General features: G+C 66.2%; 16 protein-coding genes and 1 tRNA gene. 3 read left to right on the top strand and 14 right to left on the bottom strand.

Annotated elements, in window-relative coordinates; all coding sequences use genetic code 11:
* Position 1 precedes the first annotated feature (1 nt).
* From nuoH to AC5P56_RS06015, 12 genes are all read right to left on the bottom strand, one after another.
* On the bottom strand, positions 2–1,096 hold the full coding sequence (gene nuoH, locus AC5P56_RS06070; RefSeq protein WP_014037948.1) for an NADH-quinone oxidoreductase subunit NuoH: 1,095 nt from the start codon (positions 1,094–1,096) through the stop codon (positions 2–4).
* The gene (gene nuoG, locus AC5P56_RS06065; RefSeq protein ID WP_049442381.1) at positions 1,093–3,327 is read right to left on the bottom strand and encodes an NADH-quinone oxidoreductase subunit NuoG; all 2,235 of its coding nucleotides are present in this window, start codon (positions 3,325–3,327) and stop codon (positions 1,093–1,095) included. The genes nuoH and nuoG overlap by 4 nt, the downstream gene beginning before the upstream one ends.
* Positions 3,324–4,664 carry an NADH-quinone oxidoreductase subunit NuoF gene (nuoF, locus tag AC5P56_RS06060; RefSeq protein ID WP_014647866.1) on the bottom strand — a complete coding sequence of 447 codons (1,341 nt, stop codon included), beginning with the start codon at positions 4,662–4,664 and terminating at the stop codon, positions 3,324–3,326. Before nuoF ends, nuoG begins: the two co-directional genes overlap by 4 nt.
* A gap of 4 nt (positions 4,665–4,668) precedes the next feature.
* Positions 4,669–5,196: an NADH-quinone oxidoreductase subunit NuoE gene (gene nuoE, locus AC5P56_RS06055; protein WP_014647867.1), complete on the bottom strand. Its 528-nt coding sequence runs from the start codon at positions 5,194–5,196 to the stop codon at positions 4,669–4,671.
* Positions 5,197–5,293: 97 nt separating this feature from the next.
* Positions 5,294–6,601, bottom strand: coding sequence for an NADH-quinone oxidoreductase subunit D (locus AC5P56_RS06050; RefSeq protein WP_014647868.1), 1,308 nt, complete (start codon positions 6,599–6,601; stop codon positions 5,294–5,296).
* The gene (locus tag AC5P56_RS06045; RefSeq protein WP_014647869.1) at positions 6,598–7,347 is read right to left on the bottom strand and encodes an NADH-quinone oxidoreductase subunit C; all 750 of its coding nucleotides are present in this window, start codon (positions 7,345–7,347) and stop codon (positions 6,598–6,600) included. Before AC5P56_RS06045 ends, AC5P56_RS06050 begins: the two co-directional genes overlap by 4 nt.
* A 33-nt stretch (positions 7,348–7,380) precedes the next feature.
* On the bottom strand, positions 7,381–7,935 hold the full coding sequence (locus AC5P56_RS06040; RefSeq protein ID WP_005417936.1) for a NuoB/complex I 20 kDa subunit family protein: 555 nt from the start codon (positions 7,933–7,935) through the stop codon (positions 7,381–7,383).
* Positions 7,926–8,282 carry an NADH-quinone oxidoreductase subunit A gene (locus AC5P56_RS06035; RefSeq protein ID WP_008265012.1) on the bottom strand — a complete coding sequence of 119 codons (357 nt, stop codon included), beginning with the start codon at positions 8,280–8,282 and terminating at the stop codon, positions 7,926–7,928. Before AC5P56_RS06035 ends, AC5P56_RS06040 begins: the two co-directional genes overlap by 10 nt.
* A gap of 111 nt (positions 8,283–8,393) precedes the next feature.
* Positions 8,394–8,478 (bottom strand) — tRNA-Leu (locus tag AC5P56_RS06030).
* A 51-nt stretch (positions 8,479–8,529) separates the two neighbouring features.
* Positions 8,530–8,967 (bottom strand): preprotein translocase subunit SecG, encoded by a 438-nt coding sequence (gene secG, locus AC5P56_RS06025; protein ID WP_014647871.1) that lies wholly within the window; start codon positions 8,965–8,967, stop codon positions 8,530–8,532.
* A gap of 31 nt (positions 8,968–8,998) precedes the next feature.
* Positions 8,999–9,754 carry a triose-phosphate isomerase gene (gene tpiA / locus AC5P56_RS06020; RefSeq protein ID WP_445391812.1) on the bottom strand — a complete coding sequence of 252 codons (756 nt, stop codon included), beginning with the start codon at positions 9,752–9,754 and terminating at the stop codon, positions 8,999–9,001.
* Positions 9,755–10,532: 778 nt separating this feature from the next.
* On the bottom strand, positions 10,533–11,468 hold the full coding sequence (locus AC5P56_RS06015; protein ID WP_014647873.1) for an isopenicillin N synthase family dioxygenase: 936 nt from the start codon (positions 11,466–11,468) through the stop codon (positions 10,533–10,535).
* Between the two features lie 194 nt (positions 11,469–11,662).
* On the opposite strand from AC5P56_RS06015, the gene AC5P56_RS06010 reads away from it, so the two are divergent.
* From AC5P56_RS06010 to AC5P56_RS06000, 3 genes are read left to right on the top strand one after another with little or no spacing between them, the layout of a single operon-like run.
* On the top strand, positions 11,663–13,540 hold the full coding sequence (locus tag AC5P56_RS06010) for a DUF3413 domain-containing protein (RefSeq protein ID WP_197575503.1): 1,878 nt from the start codon (positions 11,663–11,665) through the stop codon (positions 13,538–13,540).
* A 20-nt stretch (positions 13,541–13,560) separates the two neighbouring features.
* Complete coding sequence (locus AC5P56_RS06005) at positions 13,561–14,706, top strand: glycosyltransferase family 4 protein (RefSeq protein ID WP_014647875.1); 1,146 nt, start codon at positions 13,561–13,563, stop codon at positions 14,704–14,706.
* A complete protein-coding gene (locus tag AC5P56_RS06000) occupies positions 14,699–15,556 on the top strand; it encodes a polysaccharide deacetylase family protein (RefSeq protein ID WP_049407821.1) in 858 nt (285 codons plus the stop codon). Before AC5P56_RS06005 ends, AC5P56_RS06000 begins: the two co-directional genes overlap by 8 nt.
* A 78-nt stretch (positions 15,557–15,634) precedes the next feature.
* On the opposite strand, the gene glmM is transcribed toward AC5P56_RS06000, so the two are convergent.
* Positions 15,635–16,996: a phosphoglucosamine mutase gene (gene glmM, locus AC5P56_RS05995; protein WP_014647877.1), complete on the bottom strand. Its 1,362-nt coding sequence runs from the start codon at positions 16,994–16,996 to the stop codon at positions 15,635–15,637.
* Positions 16,996–17,871, bottom strand: coding sequence for an acetyl-CoA carboxylase, carboxyltransferase subunit beta (accD, locus tag AC5P56_RS05990; protein ID WP_005410473.1), 876 nt, complete (start codon positions 17,869–17,871; stop codon positions 16,996–16,998). The genes glmM and accD overlap by 1 nt, the downstream gene beginning before the upstream one ends.
* Between the last annotated feature and the right edge of the window lie 66 nt (positions 17,872–17,937).

Below are 17,937 nucleotides of genomic sequence, written 5' to 3'. Positions count from 1 at the left end.
TTTAGACGCCCTTTTGAATCACGCCGAAGAACACCATGACGGCGGTAACCGCGATCCACAGAATGGCCAGCGGGATGAAGACCTTCCAGCCCAGGCGCATGATCTGGTCGTAGCGGAAGCGCGGGAAGCTGGCACGGAACCAGATGTAGGCACTGGCGAAGAAGAACACCTTGACGAACAGCCACGGCGCGCCCCCCTTCCAGATCCAGTCGACCAGCGGCGAGACATCGCCGAAGTTGACCCAGCCCTGGACCGGGCTCAGCCAGCCGCCGAGGAAGAAGATCGAGATCAGGAAGCTGATCAGGATCATGTTCGCGTATTCGGCCAGGAAGAACAGGGCGAAGGCACCGCCGGAGTATTCGACCATGTGGCCGGCGACGATTTCCGATTCGCCTTCCACCACGTCGAACGGCGCGCGGTTGGTTTCAGCCACGCCCGAGACCCAGTAGATGACGAACAGCGGGAACAGCGGCAGCAGGAACCAGTCGAAGAAGCCGGAACTGCCGGCCTGCGCCATCACGATGTTGCTCAGGTTCAGGCTGCCCGAGGCGATCATCACGCCGACCAGGGCGAAGCCCATGGCGATTTCATAGCTGATCATCTGCGCCGAGGCGCGCATCGCCCCCAGGAACGCATACTTCGAGTTGGACGCCCAACCGGCCAGGATGATGCCGTAGATGCCCAGCGAGGTCATCGCCAGCAGGTACAGCAGGCCGGCGTTGGCGTTGGACAGCACGATCTGCGAATCGAAGGGCACCACCGACCAGGCCGCGAAGGCCGGGGCCAGGGTGATCAGCGGGGCCAGCAGGTAGATCGCCTTGTTGGCGCTGCTCGGCTGGACCACTTCCTTGAACAGCAGCTTGAAGACGTCGGCGAAGGCCTGGAAGATGCCCATGCCCACGTACATCGGGCCGTGGCGGACGTGCATCCAGCCGATCAGCTTGCGTTCCCAGACCACGTAGAAGGCCACCGAGATGATCACCGGAACGGCGATCACCAGGATCTTCAGGATGATCCAGATCAGCGCGCCGATGTCACCGAGGCCCAGCAGCCACTGGTGCAGCGGGTCGACCGCGTTCAACAGCAATTCGTTCATGCAGCCACCACCGATACGCGAGCGGCACCCAGCGGCGCGGTCGCGCCGTGGCCCGATTCAATCCAGACCGAACCCGCAGCGACGCGGGCGTCGACCACCACCGGCAGGGTGGCCTTGCCGGCATCGGTGCCGACCTTGGCCATCTGCCCTTCCTGCAGCTGCAGGCGAGCGGCATCTTCAGCGTTCAGCACGATGCGCGGGGCGTTGTTGAGCGGATGCGACTGCAGCGCCGGGGCGCGACGGACCACCGCATCGGTGCGGTAGATCGCGGCGGTCGAAGCCACTTCCAGGCCTTCGCCGGCAACCACCGGCTGCGCCGAAGCGGCAACGGTGACCGGTACCGGGGCCAGGCTGGCGCGCAGGCCGGCCAGGTCGGTGAAGTCGAAACCGGCCACGGCCAGCTCGCCGCCCAGGGCGCGCAGCACGCGCCAGCCTTCACGGGCCTCGCCCGGCAGCTTGCCGCCGGCACGGGCCGACTGCTCGCGACCATCAAGGTTGGTCAGGGTGGCGTCGATTTCCGGCAGCGCACCGATCGGCAGGATCACGTCGGCGACGTCGCGGGTCGAGGCACAGGCGAACTGGCTGAAAGCCACCACCTGGGCACCGGCCAGCGCCTTGCGCGCGGCAGGTGCATCGGCGAAGTCCAGGCCCGGCTCCAGGCCGTACACCACATAGGCCTGGCGCGGCTGCGCCAGCATCGCGGCGACGTCCTTGCCAGCCGGCAGCACACCGGCGCGGGTCAGGCCAACGGCGTTGGCGCCCTGCGGGATGCGGCACAGCTTGGCACCGGTGGCGGCGGCGAACTCACGCGCAGCAGCGCGGATCGCGGCAGCCTGCGGGTGGTTTTCGGCGATGCCACCGACGATCAGCACGGTGTTGTTGCCGCCCTGCACTGCCGAACGCAGCTCGGCGTTGGCCAGCGCGTCGACGAACTTGGACGGTGCGACGATCTGCTTGCCGGCGATGCTGAAGGCGAAGTCGAAGTCCACCGGGTTGACGACATGGATCTTCGCGCCCTTGGTGGTCTGCGCCTTGCGCAGGCGGGCGTGCAGCAGCGGCAGTTCGTGGCGGATGTTGCTGCCCAGAACGACGATGCGGTCAGCGCCTTCGATTTCGGCCAGCGGCAGGCCGAACACTTCGGCGGTTGCGGCGTCGGAGAAATCGCGGTTGTTGATGCGGTGGTCGATGTTGCCCGTGCCCAGGCCCTTGGCCAGGCGGGCCAGCAACGCGCCTTCCTCGTTGGAGGTGGACGGGTGCACCAGCACGCCCAGGTTGTCGCCCTGGTTCGCCTTGAGGATCTCGGCGGCCGCGGCCAGGCCTTCGGCCCAGCTCACTTCCTTCCACTCGCCATTGACCTTGCGCAGCGGCTTGACCGCACGGTCTTCGCTGTACAGGCCCTGGTGCGAGTAGCGGTCACGGTCGGACAGCCAGCACTCGTTCACGGCTTCGTTGTCGCGCGGCACGGTGCGCAGCACTTCACCGCGACGCACGTGCAGGAACAGGTTCGAACCCATCGCGTCGTGGTAGCCCAGCGATTCGCGCGCGGTCAGTTCCCACGGACGGGCGCGGAACTGGAACACCTTGTTGGTCAGCGCGCCGACCGGGCAGACGTCGACGACGTTGCCGGACAGCTCGGTGGTCAGCGGCTTGCCGTCGAAGGTGCCGATCTGCAGGTTCTCACCGCGGTACATGCCACCCAGTTCGTAGGTACCAGCAACGTCGGCGGTGAAGCGGACGCAGCGGGTGCACTGGATGCAGCGGGTCATCTCGGTAGCGACCAGCGGGCCCATGTCCTCGTCCGGCACCACGCGCTTGCGCTCGTTGAAGCGGCTGACCGAACGGCCATAGCCCAACGATACGTCCTGCAGCTCGCACTCGCCGCCCTGATCGCAGATCGGGCAGTCCAGCGGGTGGTTGATGAGCAGGAACTCCATCACCGAGCGCTGGAACTTCAGTGCCTTCTCGCTGCGGGTGGCGACCTTCATGCCGTCCATCACCGGGGTGGCGCAGGCCGGCGCCGGCTTCGGCGACTTCTCCACGTCCACCAGGCACATGCGGCAGTTGGCGGCGATCGGCAGCTTCTCGTGGTAGCAGAAGCGCGGAATCGGAATACCGGCCTTGTCGGCCGCCTGGATGATCATCGAACCCTTGGGCACGACCAGCGACTTGCCATCGATCTCGATGGTCACGTGATCCGGTGGCACGTTCGGGTTTACGGGTTGCGCGCTCATGCGGCGGCTGCCTCCACCTTCTTGCCGTCAACCATCGAATGACCGTTGACGATGTAGTACTCGAATTCGTCCCAGAACTGGCGCAGGAAGCCCTGGATGGGCCATGCAGCCGCTTCACCGAACGCACAGATGGTGTGGCCTTCGATCTGCCCCGCCACCGCCTTCAGCTGGTGCAGGTCTTCCATCGTGGCCTTGCCGGCGACGATGCGCTCCAGCACGCGGTGCATCCAGCCGGTACCTTCACGGCACGGGGTGCACTGGCCGCAGGATTCCTTGTGGAAGAACTGGCTGATGCGGCAGGCGAACTTGACGCAGCAGACGCTGTCGTCGAGCACCACGATCGCGCCCGAACCCAGGCCGGAGCCCAGTGCACGGATGGTGTCGTAGTCCATCGGCAGGTCCTCCAGCTCGGCCGCGGTCAGCACCGGCATCGACACGCCGCCCGGGATCGCGCCCTTCAGCGTGCGGCCCGGACGCAGGCCACCGGCCATTTCCAGCAGGTCGTGGAATTTGGTGCCGAGCGGCACTTCGAAGTTGCCGCCGTTCTGCACGCAGCCGGACACCGAGAAGCACTTCGGACCGCCGTTGGCGGTCAGGCTCAGGCCCTTGAACCACTCCGGACCGTTGCGGATGATCGCCGGCACCGAACCGTAGGTTTCGGTGTTGTTGATCGTCGACGGCTTGCCATACAGGCCGAAATTGGCCGGGAACGGCGGCTTGTAGCGCGGCTGGCCCTTCTTGCCTTCCAGCGATTCCATCAGCGCGGTTTCTTCGCCGCAGATGTAGGCGCCGGCGCCCAGCGCACCGTAGATGTCGATGTCCACGCCGCTGCCGAGGATGTTCTTGCCCAGCCAGCCGTTCGCATAGGCGTCGGCCAGGGCCTGCTCGAAGTGCTCGAACGGCTCGTGGTGGAACTCACCGCGCAGGTAGTTGTAACCCACGGTCGAACCGGTGGCGTAGCAGGCAATCGCCATGCCTTCCACCACCGAATGCGGGTTGTAACGCAGGATGTCGCGGTCCTTGCAGGTGCCCGGCTCGGATTCGTCCGAGTTGCAGAGGATGTACTTCTGCATGTTGCCCTTGGGCATGAAGGACCACTTCAGGCCGGTCGGGAAGCCTGCGCCACCGCGGCCGCGCAGGCCCGAGGCCTTGACCATCTCGATGACCTGCTCCGGCGGGATCTTCTCTTCGAGGATCTTGCGCAGGGCGGCGTAGCCACCGGTCTTCAGGTAGCTTTCGTACGACCACGGGGTGTCGTAATGCAGGGTGGTGTAGACCACCTGGTGCGGCAGCGGCGCGGGGCCGACCGGACCCTTGGATTCGTGGTGATGTGCCATGCCCTTACTCCAGCCCGTCCAGCAGCTCGTCGACCTTTTCCAGGGTCAGACGCTCATGGTAGTGACCGTTGATGACCATCATCGGCGCGCCGCCACAACCGGCCAGGCACTCTTCCTCGCGCTTGAGGTAGACGCGGCCATCCGGGGTCGATTCACCGTGCTTGATGCCCAGCTTCTTCTCGCAATGGCGGACGATGTCCTCGGCGCCATTGAGCCAGCAGCTGATGTTGGTGCAGATGGCCACGTTGTTGCGGCCCACCTTCTCGGTCTCGAACATCGAGTAGAAGCTGGCGACCTCGTAGGCCCACACCGGCGGCAGGTCGAGGTACTTGGCGACGGCGGCGATCAGCTCGTCGGTCAGCCAGCCCTGGTTCTGCTCCTGGGCCGCATGCAGGCCCTGCAGCACGGCAGAGCGCTTGCGGTCCGGCGGGAACTTGGACAGCCAGTGATCGATGTGAGCGCGGGTCTTGTCGCTCAGCACCACCATCGGGTCGACGTCGCGCGCCGCCTCGAAATTACCTGTCGCCTTCATCGGCCGACCTCAGCGAAATGCATAACGTGAAATTCCAGAAACTGCGGCGCCGGCTTGCGCCGGCTGCCTGCAGCGGGCGTTGGCGTGGCGGACGGCATTACCGGTCAACCTCGCCGAACACCAGGTCATAGGTACCGATCATCGCCACCACGTCGGCCAGCATGTGGCCGCGCACGATCGAATCGATCGAGGACAGGTGGGCGAAGCCCGGTGCGCGCAGGTGCACGCGGAAGGGCTTGTTGGCGCCATCGGAGACCAGGTAGCAGCCGAATTCGCCCTTGGGCGCTTCCACGGCCGCATAGGTTTCACCCGCCGGTACGCAATAGCCTTCGCTGAACAGCTTGAAGTGGTGGATCAGCGCTTCCATGTCGTCCTTCATGTCCTCGCGCTTGGGCGGAGCGACCTTGAAGTTCTTGACCATGACCGGGCCGGGGTTGGCCTTCAGCCACGCCACGCACTGCTTGATGATGCGGTTGGATTCGCGCATTTCGGCGACGCGGACCAGGTAGCGGTCGTAGCAGTCGCCTTCCTTGCCCAGCGGGATGTCGAAATCGACAGCATCGTACTTGGCGTACGGGCGCTTCTTGCGCAGGTCCCAGGCCACGCCCGAGCCACGCAGCATCACGCCGGTCATGCCCCACTGGTGCGCCAGTTCCGGAGTGACCACGCCGATGCCGACGGTACGCTGCTTCCAGATGCGGTTGTCGGTCAGCAGGGTTTCGTATTCGTCGACGCGCTTGGGGAACTCGACGGTGAAGTTCTCCAGGAAGTCCAGCAGCGAGCCTTCGCGTGAAGCATTGAGCTGCTTCAGCGCCTTGCCCTTGTGCCAGCGCGATTCCTTGTACTTCGGCATGTGGTCCGGCAGGTCGCGGTAGACACCGCCCGGGCGGTAGTACGCCGCGTGCATGCGCGCGCCGGAGACCGCTTCATAGCAGTCCATCAGCTCTTCGCGCTCACGGAAGGCATACAGCATCACGGCCATCGCACCCAGGTCGAGCGCGTTGGAGCCCAGCCACATCAGGTGGTTGAGGATGCGGGTGATCTCGTCGTACATGGTGCGGATGTACTGCGCACGCTCCGGCGCCTCGATGCCCATCAGGGTCTCGATCGCGCGCACGTAGGCGTGCTCGTTGCACATCATCGACACGTAGTCGAGGCGATCCATGTAGCCGATCGACTGGTTGAACGGCTTGGACTCGGCCAGCTTCTCGGTGCCACGGTGCAGCAGACCCACGTGCGGGTCGGCACGCATGATGGTTTCGCCGTCCATTTCCAGGATCAGGCGCAGCACACCGTGAGCGGCCGGATGCTGCGGGCCGAAGTTCATGGTGTAGTTGCGGATTTCCTGCCGGCTTTCGGCGGCGTTGCTGGCGAACGCTTCGCCGGCCTGGTGTACGTGGCTCACTTCACTGCCTCCTGCGCGCGCTCACCGGCTGCGGTCTGCAGACGGGCGTCGTCACGGATCACGCGCGGCACGCCGACACGCGGCTCCACCGAGGTGACCGGTTCGTAGATCACGCGCTTCTTTTCTTCGTCGTAGCGGACTTCGACATTGCCGATCAGCGGGAAGTCCTTGCGGAACGGATGGCCGACGAAACCGTAGTCGGTCAGGATCCGGCGCAGGTCCGGGTGGCCTTCGAAGATCACGCCGTACAGGTCGAACGCTTCGCGCTCGAACCAGTTCAGGCCCGGCCACACGCTGGTCAGCGAGGACACCACCGGCAGCGCTTCGTCAGGGGCGAAGCAGCGCAGGTGCATCATCAGGTTGTGCTGGTACGAGCGCAGCTGGGCGACCACGGCGAAACGCTGGGTCGGCATGTGCTGCGGGCGGGCACCGTCGGCACCGTTTTCCTCGGTGGGGAACTCGCCCCACGCGAAGCGGCCTTGGGCCTTGCCTTCGACGCCACGGCTGAAGCCCTGCGAGGACACGTCGGCGGTGTCCCATTCGTCGGAGCCATAACCGAGGTAGTCGACGCCGCACAGATCCACGGCCTGCTCGAAACCAAACTCGTCACGCAGCGCCAGGGCGGTGGCGTGCCACTCGGCGGCAGGCACTTCCAGCGTCACTTCGCCGCGGGGTTCGACCACGATGACCTTCGCACCAGCGAAACGTGCGGAGAGTCGGTCGATGAAGGATGCTTGCTCTGCCATGGGGGCTTGGCGCGCTCTTGTCAGGTGAAGGGGTCAGCGGGCGATGGTCTGTGTACGCCAGATCTTCTTCTGCAGCTGCAGGATCCCGTACACCAGCGCCTCGGCGGTCGGCGGGCAGCCCGGGACGTAGACGTCCACCGGCACCACGCGATCACAGCCGCGCACGACAGAATAGGAGTAGTGGTAATAGCCACCACCGTTGGCACAGCTACCCATCGAGATGACCCACTTCGGGTCCGGCATCTGGTCGTAGACCTTGCGCAGCGCCGGGGCCATCTTGTTGACCAGGGTACCGGCCACGATCATCACGTCGGACTGACGCGGCGACGGGCGGAACACCACGCCGTAACGGTCAAGGTCCAGGCGCGCGGCGCCGGCGTGCATCATCTCGACCGCGCAGCAGGCCAGGCCGAAGGTCATCGGCCACATCGAGCCGGTGCGCGCCCAGTTCAGCAGTGCGTCGACGCTGGTGGTGACGAAGCCCTTTTCCAGCAGCGGGTTGTCGCCTTCCGGCCGCAGGATGTCATCAACCCGGCCTTCCGGCGACGGGTTGTTCATGAGGCCATCGAGAGTCTGAATCACTCCCATTCCAGCGCTCCCTTCTTCCAGACGTAAATGAAACCGAGGAACAGCATGCCGACGAACAGGCCCATGGTGATGAGCGAACGGGCGCCCAGCTCCATGAAGACCTGGGTCCACGGCACGATGAAGATGATTTCCAGGTCGAAGACGATGAACTGGATCGCGATCAGGTAGTAGCGCACGTCGAACTTCATGCGCGCGTCTTCGAAGGCCTCGAAGCCGCACTCGTACGGCGACAGCTTTTCCAGATCGGGGCGGCGGGGACCGAGGAATCGACCAACCAGCATCAGCGTAATGCCGATACCGGTGGCAACGATCAGAAACAGCAGAGAAGGCAAATATTCGGCCAGCACAGCGATTCTCTCTTGCCTCTGCCGCCGCGCCTGCAGGCGCTTTGGCATGGGGGAGTGGACGGGAACCTGCCTGGCGCCTTGCGCGCCAGGCGAACCCGCTTTACTTACAAATGGTGCCCAAGAGGGGACTCGAACCCCTACGACTTGCGTCGCTACCACCTCAAGGTAGTGCGTCTACCAATTCCGCCACCTGGGCAAACGATCACATCAGACTATCTTCCCGATGCGCCGCGTATTGTAACCGGCTTCAGTGTTTCTGGGAGCCTTCCGAAGGCTTTTCTTCACCAGAAACCGAAGATTCCGCCTGAGCCGGCACATTCGCCGCCGGAACCGGGGCGGCCGGGACCGGATCGGCCTTCGGAACGGCCGGCAGTTCGCCCGCCGGAGCCGCCGGCGCGCTGGCCGCCGGGGCGGACATCAGGCCCAGGTCCTGGTCGGCCGCCGGACGGGTGCCGTGACCGGCATACCAGGCCATGAAGAGACTGATGCCGAAGAACACGACGGCCAGCCACTTGGTCGACTTGGACAGGAAGTTCGAGGCGCCACGCGCACCGAACACCGTGCCCGAGGCGCCGGCACCAAAGCCCGAACCCGCCGCCGCACCCGAGCCACGCTGCATCAGGATCAGCGCGATCATGGCCACAGCGACCAGCACGTAGACGACATTGAGGATCAACATCAGCATTGGAAACCGCCCTCGGACAATACTTCTAGGATTAGTTCGCGGCCGCCGCCCGTGCGATGGCCAGGAAGTCCGCGGCCACCAGGGAGGCGCCGCCGACCAGCCCACCATCGACATCCGGCTGCGCGAACAGTTCCCCGGCATTGTCGGGCTTCACGCTACCGCCGTAAACAATGGGCAGTGAATCAGCAATTCTAGCATCGAAGCGCGCAACTTCGCCACGGATGAACGCGTGCACCTGCTGTGCCTGCTCCTTTGTAGCAGTACGGCCGGTACCGATGGCCCAGACCGGCTCGTAGGCGACCACGGCCTTGGCAAAGCCGGCCGCGCCGACCAGTTCCAGCACCGGCGCCAGCTGGCTGGCGATGACCGCTTCGGTCTGCCCGGCCTCGCGCTGCTCCAGGGTCTCGCCCACGCACAGCACCGGCACCAGGCCGGCATGCTGGGCGGCGGCGAACTTGCGCGCGACCAGCTCGCTGCTTTCATGGTGATACTGGCGGCGCTCGGAATGGCCGACCAGGCCATAGCGGGCCCCGACCTCGACCAGCATGGCCGCGCAGACCTCGCCGGTATAGGCGCCCTTCTCGTTGCTGCTCACGTCCTGCGCGCCGAAGGCCAGGCCGGTCTCGCCGAAGTCCTCGACCAGCTCGCCCAGGTACGGCAGCGGCGGCAGGATCACCACGTCCACCCCCTCCAGCGGCAGCCCGGCAGCCACCTGCCCCAGCAGTTCATTGGAGAATTGACGGCTGCCATGCAGCTTCCAGTTTCCGGCGACGATCTTGCGGCGCATGAGCGGGTGGCTCCTGTGTGAAGTCAGCCGGTCATGATACCCGTTGCGGCAAAATCCGTTTCATTGTAAGCGGTTACATGGATTTTCAGCCAACGGCGCAGCCCCTCGTGGCGGAGGGGGGGCGGGGTTTGGTTGGTCGCGGAGAGCCCGGCTAGATCTGGGGCTTGGCCGGGCGGGTGGGACTGCGCAGGGGGCGCTGCAAGTACGTCCATGTAAGCTCGATCGCCGCTTGCTCGTGTGCGCTGTCCTGCGCACACGGCAAGACCGGGATTGGGCGTCCTGCCCAACCCGCCCGAGGCATGCCTCGGGCCCATGCGGCTCACGCCCCTGCGCAGCCCCACCCGCCCGGCCTCTGACACAGTCCGGCGGTTCCGCCCGCCACGGGAAGAAAAAAGAAGAGCAAGAGCAAAGACAAAAGCTGCATTCCGGGTTGATGCTGGCTGGACCAACCCCCTACCCCACTTCGATCCGAGAGATCTCATCCACGCATGGCGTGGATCTACCGTGTCGAGCAAGGTCGACACCCACCAACCGTCACCGGGAAACTGTCGAAGGCGGGGAGGTGTCGGATGGCGGGGTGTCCGCGGCATGGATGCCGCGGCCAAGCCCCCAGGGATGGGTTTACGGCGTCCCCGCCATCCGACACCTCCCCGCCTCCCCACGGAACACCCCAGAGCCGCTTTGGCTTTGGACTTGCCGGCCAGCGGCCGGCACTACCGCGGGTGCAGGGTGCAACCCTGCAAAGAAAAAGGCCGCCTTTCGGCGGCCTCACTTTTCTTTACTTCAGCTTGATCTCGCGCAGGCGTTCCTCGAGGAAGCCGTGGGCGGTGATCGCCTCCGGATACCGGCTCGGGTTCTCCGGGGTGATGCACGAGGGCAGCACGTCGATCAGGTAGTCCGGGTTCGGGTGCAGGAAGAACGGCACCGAGTAGCGCGGCTGGCGCGCCAGGTCACCCGGGGGGTTGACCACGCGGTGGATGGTCGACGGATACACGTGGTTGGTCAGGCGCTGCAGCATGTCGCCGATGTTGACCACGATCGTGTCCGCATCTGACGTAAATGGCACCCACTCGCCGTCATGCGACTGCACTTCCAGGCCTGCGGCACTGGCGCCGACCAGCAGGGTGATGAAGTTGATGTCGCCATGGGCACCGGCACGCACGTTCGGGATGTCGTCAGTGGTGATCGGCGGGTAGTGGATCGGGCGCAGGATCGAGTTGCCGAAGTTGGTCTTGTCGGCGAAGAAGTCTTCCGGCAGGCCAATGTGCAGGGCCAACGCGGACAACACGCGCGACCCCAGGTTGTCCAGCGCCTGATACAGGCCGTAACCGCGCTCACGGAAACCTTCGACCTCGGCCGGCCACAGGTTCGGCGCCATCACGTCCCGGTACTTGGAATCGTCGGCGATCTCGCGGCCGATGTGCCAGAACTCCTTCAGGTCGAAATGCTTGGAGCCCTTGGCGGTTTCCACGCCGAACGGGGTGTAGCCGCGGGCGCCGCCGCTGCCGGCCACGTGGTACTTGCGCTTGACCTCTTCCGGCAGGGCGAAGAAAGCCTTGAAGGCATCGTAGGCCGCGTCGATGTCGGCCTGCGGGATGCCGTGGTTACGGATGCCCGCGAATCCCCATTGGCGGTAGGCCGCGCCCAGCTCGGCCACGAAGGCCTCGCGGTCGCTGTCGAAACGGGTGATGTCGAGGGTGGGGATCTGGCTCACAGCGGTTCCTGGCTTGTCGTTGGGTCTGAGGGGGCCAACGCATTCATGGCCCGCCTGAACATTGTGACAGATCGCCCGGGGGACGCCACTCGATACACGGAAACAAACCGATACAATGCGCGACCCGCGCGCGGAGCAACGCTTCCGTCACGTTGGCCCCGCCCCTCTCCTGCACCCCCTGAACCTGCCCCACCATGCCCGCAGCTGCCCCTGCCGCCCCTGCCATTGAAGGTTCCGCCAGGCGCTGGCGGCGGCTGGCCTGGTGGTCGCTGTTCATCGCCGGCAATGCGGTACTGGCCGCGGCGATTGCGCTGGGCAATGTACCGCTGCGTGACAATCCGGGCGGCGGCGCCGGCCTGGCCTATCTGGCGGTCGCCCTGCCCGGCCACCTGCTCGCGTTCGGTGTGCTGGCCGGCCTGCTGCCGCTGCTGCTGGGCCTGTGGCCACGCAGCGCGCGTACGCTGAGCATCAGCGCGGCCGTGCTGCAGGGCCTGTGGCTGTGCCTGCTGCTGGTCGACGCCAAGGTCTTCACCCTGTACCGCTTCCACCTCAATGCCATGGTCGTGAACATGGTGTTCGGCGGCGCCCTGCAGGACCAGGTTGCCCTGTCCTGGAAGACCTGGCTGCAGGTCGGCCTGCTGGTTGCCGCGGTCTTCACCGCCGAGGGCCTGCTGGCCTGGGCGTGCTGGAAACTGCTGCCGGCCGCGCCGCGCCGTCGACGGGTGCTGCAGGCCTGGGCGGTGGTCGCGCTGCTGATGGCCGGCGGCCAGGTCGCCACGGCCTACTACGACGCCCGCGGCGACCGTGATGTGATCGCGCAGTGGAACTACCTGCCGTGGGCGCAGCCGATCACGGCCAAGAGCTTCATGCGGCGCCTGGGCGTGGTCAGCCAACAGCACGCCGGCCTGCCCGACCCGCGCCATGCGCAGCTGCTGTACCCGCTGCATCCGCTGCGCTGCCAGAGCCCACATCGTCCCAACGTACTGATGGTGGTACTGGAGTCGCTGCGCCACGATGTGCTGACACCGCAGCTGATGCCCAACACGTCGACGCTGGCGCAGGATGCGCGCGTCTTCGACCACCATTTCAGCACCGGCAATGCCACCCGCTACGGCCTGTTCGGGCTGCTCTACGGCCTGCCCGGCGGCTATTGGCCGAGCATGCTTGACGAGCAGCGTGGCTCGCAGCTGTTCCAGGTGCTGGGCCAGCAGGGCTACGACCTGCACCTGTACGGCAGTGCGCCGTTGTACAGCCCGGAGTTCGATCGCACGGTGTTCGCCGATGTCCGCGACCAGCTGCACCAGGGGCCGGCAGCGCTGAAGTCAGACGGCCGCGACCGCGCGATCATCAGTGCGCTGCAGCAGGACATCCGCGCCAGCCAGGCCGCGCAGCGCCCGTGGTTCGGCTTCGTGTTCCTCGACTCCACCCATGCGCCCTACCACATGCCCGAGGGCTATCCGGCGGTGGCCACACCGATGGCCGCCGATATCGATTTCCTCAAATTCGGCCCGGAGCATGACCCGACGCCGGAACTCAACCGCTACCGCACCGCCGTGCACTATGCCGACAGCCTGATCGGCTCGCTGCTGGACGACCTGCGCGCACAGGGCCTGGCCGAGGACACCATCGTGCTGGTCACCGGTGACCATGCCGAAGAGTTCAACGACCTCAAGCTGAACTACTGGGGCCACAACGGCAACTTCTCCGACTATCAGCTGCAGGTCCCGTTCGTGCTGCATTGGCCGGGCAAGGCCGCTGGCCACGACGCACGCACCAGCTCGCACGAAGACTGGGTGCCGACACTGATGCGCCACGCACTGGGTTGCGAGAACGCACTGGCCGATTACAGCACCGGCCAGGACCTGCTGGCCGAGCCGCAGGGCACGCGTGCGCTGGTGGTCGAAAGCTGGTCGCAGCGCGCGGTGCGCCATGGCGATGCCATCTATGTGTTCGACAAGTTCGGCAACGCCACCGCCCTGGACCTGCGCTACCGGCCGCTGCCACAGCAGGCGCCCGATGCGGCCGCCGTACGCACTGCATGGGAAGCGCTGACCCGCTTCCGCAACCGCTGACCCTCAAGGATCGATCCTGCATGAACCGTCCGCTGCGCATCCTGCACACTGAAGCCGCCAAGGGAATGGGCGGGCAGGAGATCTACATCTTCCGCCACATGCAGGTGATGCGCGCGCGTGGCCACGAGGTGGCGCTGCTGTGCCAGCCCGAAGCGCGACTGGCCCAGCTGGCACGCGATGATGGTTTCACCGTGCATACCCTGCGCATGGGTGGCCTGCTGCGCCTGCTGCGCGGCATCTGGTCGGTCTCGCGCCTGGTGCGCCGCGAACGCTATGACGTGGTCAACACCACCAGCCGCCGTGACGCACTGATCGCCGCCGCCGGTGCACGCCTGGGCGGCACGCCGCTGGTGGTGCGCTCGCGCCACCTGATGAGCCCGGTCAACTCGCTGCTGACCTATACCGGCCTGCCGCACCGGGTGCTGACCGTCAGCAGCTTCGTCAAGCAGTTGCTGGCCGCGCGCGGCATTCCGGCCGAACACATCGGTATCGTGCCGCCCATCGCGGTCCCGCCGCGCTGGAGCGAAATCCGCAAGGACGACCCCTGGCAATGCCTGCAGGAGGTACGCGCGGACGTGCGCGCCGAACTCGGCTTCGGCGAACAGGACATCGTGGTCGGTTGCGTGGCGGTGCTGCGCGAACCCAAGGGTCATGCCGACCTGCTGCAGGCGATGGTACCGCTGTGCAAGACGCACCCGAACCTGCACCTGGTGGTGGTCGGCGATGGCCAGCCGGTCATGGACCGGCTGCAGGCGCTGCGCGACGAGCACGGGCTGCAGCAGCAGGTCCATCTGCTCGGCTATCGCGATGGCGCATGCCGGCTGATGGCTGGCTTCGACATCTTCGCGCTGGCATCGCACAAGGAAGCGGCCGGTACCGTCTTCCTGGAGGCCGCCTATGTCGGGGTGCCGATCGTGGCCACGCGGGTGGGTGGCGTGCCGGAGATGGTGGTGGATGGCAGCAATGCGATCCTCACCCGGCTGGGCGACAATGCAGCCCTGACAGGCGCCCTGCGCCTGCTGGTGGACGATCCGGAACGGCGGCGGCAGATGGGCCGCGCCGGGTGGGACTGGATGCGCAGCGCGCACCGGTTCACTCCCGACGGCCACGGTGAGACCACCGAACACTATTACCACCAGTGGCTGAAGGAGCTGGGACATGGCTGATGCCCGAACCGTACCGGTGCTGATGCACCACCACGTCAGTCCGTCGCCGGGCATGATCACCGTGTCACCGGAGAATTTCGAAAGCCAGATCGCGTGGCTGGCCGGCAACGGCTGGACGTCGCTGACACTGGACCAGTACGCCGGCTTCCTGGCCGGCAAGCCGGTGCCGCGCAAGTCGATCGTGATCACCTTCGACGATGGCTACCTGGACAACTGGGTGTATGCGCACCCGATCCTGCAGAAGTACGGCATGCACGCGGTGGTGTTCGTGGTCACCGGCTGGATGGGCGAAGGCCCGGAGCGGCCCCACGCCGGGCTTGCCGGGGCAACGTTGCCTGCCACGCCGGACCATCGCGGCTGCGAAGCGGCGATCTACGAGCAGAACCGCAGCGACGACGTGATGATGCGCTGGAGCGAAGCGCGCGCGGCCATCGCCGCCGGCACCTTCGAAGTGCATTGCCACACCCATACCCACACCCGCTGGCTGCGCCGCGACGACCTGGACCGCGCACAGCGCCGTGCCGGCCTGAGCCACGACCTGGCAGTCTCGCGCGACGTCCTGCAGGACAAGCTTGGCGAGGTGTCCGATACGCTGTGCTGGCCCTACGGCGATTTCGACCAGGACCACATCGAGGTGGCGCGCGAGCACGGCTTCCGCTACCTGCATACCACCCACCCGTTCGGACGCAATGTGGTGGGCGGCGACCCGGAGCGCATCTATCGTTTCGCGATCCGCAACCGCCCGGCCAGCTGGCTGCGAAAACGCATCGCACAGAGCTACAACCCGCTGATCGCACCGCTGTTCAATGGCTTCAAGGCACGCCAGAAGAAGATGGTGCCGGGGCCGTAGGCAACCCACCGCCCTGCCCCTTCAACGAAAACGCCCCGGCATTCCGGGGCGTTTTCGTTGGGCAGATGTGCAGCGGCCTCAGGCGGCGGCTTCACGTACCGCCGCGGACAGTCGATCCAGCGTGTCCTGCATCAGCGTCGCATCATCGGCTTCGACCGTGACCCGCACCACCGGCTCGGTACCGGACGGGCGCAGGAACGCACGGCCACGGCCGGCCACCGACTGCTGCGCGACAGCCAGCGCGGCCTGCACGCTGCCGGCCTGCACCGTGGCCTTGGCCGAGACATTGCCCAACCGCACGTTGACCGTCTTCTGCGGCACCCGCACCAGTCCTTCCAGCGCCTGGCGCAGGGTCTGCCCGCTGTTGCGCAATGCCACCAGCACCTGCAGCGCGCTGACGATGCCGTCGCCGGTGGTGGCCCGATCCAGGCACAGCAGGTGGCCGGAGGCTTCACCGCCGAGCACGCCGCCGCCTTCCATCAGCGCCTGGTGCACGTAGCGATCGCCGACATTGCTGCGCACGAACGGAATCTGCAGGTCGGCAAATGCCTTCTCGACGCCGTAGTTGCTCATCAGCGTGCCGACCACCGGGCCGCGCAGGCGGCCTTCGGCTTTCCATGCACGGGCCAGGATATACAGCAGGTCATCGCCGTCGACCGGGTTGCCCTGGTCGTCGGCCATCAGCACGCGGTCGCCATCCCCATCGAAGGCGATGCCGAGATCGGCGCGGGTTTCGCGGACCTTGGCCGCCAGGTTGTCGATGTGGGTGGAACCCACGCCGGCGTTGATGTTGACGCCGTTGGGCTCGGCACCAATGCCGATCACCTCGGCGCCCAGTTCACGGAACAGCAGCGGCGCGATCTGGTAGGTGGCGCCGTGCGCGCAGTCCAGCACCAGGCGCACGCCACGCAGGTCGAACGCGCGCGGCACGCTGGCCTTGCAGAACTCGATGTAGCGGCCGACCGCTTCGCGCGCACGCGACGCCTTGCCCAGCTTTTCCGATTCGGCGGTGGTGAACGGGATGTCCAGCGCCGCTTCCAGGGCCAGCTCGGTGGCATCGTCGAGCTTCTCGCCCTGGGCGGAGAAGAACTTGATGCCGTTGTCGTAGTGCGGGTTGTGCGAGGCGCTGATGACGATGCCAGCGTCCACGCCAAGCGTACGGGTCAGGAACGCCACCGCCGGGGTCGGCATCGGCCCCAGCAGCTGCACGTCCGCACCGGCGGCGACCAGGCCGGCTTCCAGTGCCGCTTCGAACATGTAACCGGAGATGCGGGTGTCCTTGCCGATCACCACGATCGGCCGGCGCCCATCCTGGCCGCGCTGGTCGACCAGGACACGGCCCAGGGCGTTGCCCAGGCGCAGCACGAAGTCGGCCGAGATCACGCCCTGGCCGACCCGTCCACGGATGCCATCAGTACCGAAGTACTTGCGGCCTCCCATCAAGCCACCTCCGGCGCCGGCTGACGGCCCAGCATTGCCAGCAGATCGGACAGGCGGTCGCGCATTTCGCGACGGTCGCAGATCTGGTCGATGGCGCCGTGCTCCAGCAGGAATTCCGAGCGCTGGAAGCCTTCCGGCAGCTTCTCGCGCACGGTCTGCTCGATCACGCGCGGGCCGGCGAAGCCGATCAGCGCCTGCGGCTCGGCGATGTTGATGTCACCCAGCATCGCGAAGGAGGCCGACACGCCGCCGGTGGTCGGATGGGTCAGCACCGAGATGTACGGCAGGCCGGCTTCACGCAGCTTGCCCAGCGCGGCCGAGGTCTTGGCCATCTGCATCAGCGAGAACAGGCCTTCCTGCATGCGGGCGCCACCGCTCTGCGAGAAGCACACGTAGGGCGCACCGATCTCGACCGCGGTTTCTGCGGCCAGTGCGAAACGCTCGCCGACCACCGAGCCCATCGAGCCGCCCATGAAGGCGAAGTCGAACGACGATGCCACCAGCGCACGGCCCTTGAGCAGGCCGCGCATGGCGATCAGCGCGTCGTACTCGCCGGTGTTCTTCTGCGCGATCTTGATGCGCTCGCTGTACTTCTTCTGGTCCTTGAACTTGAGCAGGTCGGTCGGCCCCAGGCGCGCACCGATCTCGGTGGTGCTGTCGGCATCGAACAGGGCAGCCAGGCGCGCACGCGCACGGATCGCCATGTGATGGCCGCACTTCGGGCAGACTTCCAGGTTCTCTTCCAGTTCCGGACGGTACAACGCGCTGCCGCAGTTGCTGCACTTTTCCCACAGGCCCTCGGGGACACTGCGCTTCTTGCTGGGGGTGTTGTCGGTGCGGATGCCGGACGGCATCAACTTGCTGAGCCAACTCATGCGGGAGGACACTTCCGTTCAGGGCGGCCCGGGGGCCGCAAAGGCGGACAGTCTAGCTCCGCTTTC

This window comes from Stenotrophomonas sp. YJH_SMC_131 (genome assembly GCF_059367975.1).
The sequence above is the reverse complement of the archived record's forward strand: the minus strand, read 5'-3'. Positions and strand labels throughout refer to the sequence as shown.

Bases quoted from the DNA above. Each gene is read 5' to 3' on its own strand.
- nuoH (WP_014037948.1), bottom strand. From the start codon at position 1,096: ATGAACGAATTGCTGTTGAACGCGGTCGACCCGCTGCACCAGTGGCTG.
- nuoG (WP_049442381.1), bottom strand. From the start codon at position 3,327: ATGAGCGCGCAACCCGTAAACCCGAACGTGCCACCGGATCACGTGACC.
- nuoF (WP_014647866.1), bottom strand. From the start codon at position 4,664: ATGGCACATCACCACGAATCCAAGGGTCCGGTCGGCCCCGCGCCGCTG.
- nuoE (WP_014647867.1), bottom strand. From the start codon at position 5,196: ATGAAGGCGACAGGTAATTTCGAGGCGGCGCGCGACGTCGACCCGATG.
- AC5P56_RS06045 (WP_014647869.1), bottom strand. From the start codon at position 7,347: ATGGCAGAGCAAGCATCCTTCATCGACCGACTCTCCGCACGTTTCGCT.
- AC5P56_RS06040 (WP_005417936.1), bottom strand. From the start codon at position 7,935: ATGGGAGTGATTCAGACTCTCGATGGCCTCATGAACAACCCGTCGCCG.
- secG (WP_014647871.1), bottom strand. From the start codon at position 8,967: ATGCTGATGTTGATCCTCAATGTCGTCTACGTGCTGGTCGCTGTGGCC.
- tpiA (WP_445391812.1), bottom strand. From the start codon at position 9,754: ATGCGCCGCAAGATCGTCGCCGGAAACTGGAAGCTGCATGGCAGCCGT.
- AC5P56_RS06010 (WP_197575503.1), top strand. From the start codon at position 11,663: ATGCCCGCAGCTGCCCCTGCCGCCCCTGCCATTGAAGGTTCCGCCAGG.
- AC5P56_RS06005 (WP_014647875.1), top strand. From the start codon at position 13,561: ATGAACCGTCCGCTGCGCATCCTGCACACTGAAGCCGCCAAGGGAATG.
- AC5P56_RS06000 (WP_049407821.1), top strand. From the start codon at position 14,699: ATGGCTGATGCCCGAACCGTACCGGTGCTGATGCACCACCACGTCAGT.
- glmM (WP_014647877.1), bottom strand. From the start codon at position 16,996: ATGGGAGGCCGCAAGTACTTCGGTACTGATGGCATCCGTGGACGGGTC.
- accD (WP_005410473.1), bottom strand. From the start codon at position 17,871: ATGAGTTGGCTCAGCAAGTTGATGCCGTCCGGCATCCGCACCGACAAC.